Origin of the sequence: Pseudoalteromonas sp. GW168-MNA-CIBAN-0100, from assembly GCF_040309225.1 — a bacterium.
In the GTDB taxonomy this organism is placed as follows: Bacteria; Pseudomonadota; Gammaproteobacteria; order Enterobacterales; family Alteromonadaceae; genus Pseudoalteromonas; species Pseudoalteromonas arctica.
Window position 1 is genome coordinate 1 of record NZ_JBEOOL010000576.1, and the last position, 271, is coordinate 271.

Consider the following 271-nt stretch of genomic DNA (forward strand, 5'->3'; position numbering starts at 1 on the left):
GGCGCAAGGCAAACAAATTATTGACCACTTATTAAGTAGTGGTCAAAAAGATGTGCAGGTGATTCCTGTTACTATTTTATGGGGCCGAGCACCCGGCAAAGAAAAGCCCGGACTTAGCACGCTCATACCACACTCATTAACACCAAGTTGGTTTAGAAAGTTATTTGTGGTGCTGTTTTCTGGCCGAGATAACTTTATCCGCTTTAGCCAACCGCTCGACTTATCGCTTTTAGTAGACGAAAAAGCGGATGTTAACGAGCTACCACAAAAA

General features: G+C 43.5%; 1 pseudogene. It reads left to right on the forward strand.

The features are described 5' to 3' along the window. Positions 1-271, forward strand: a pseudogene (locus AAEY62_RS22500) (glycerol-3-phosphate 1-O-acyltransferase PlsB); the annotation flags it as partial.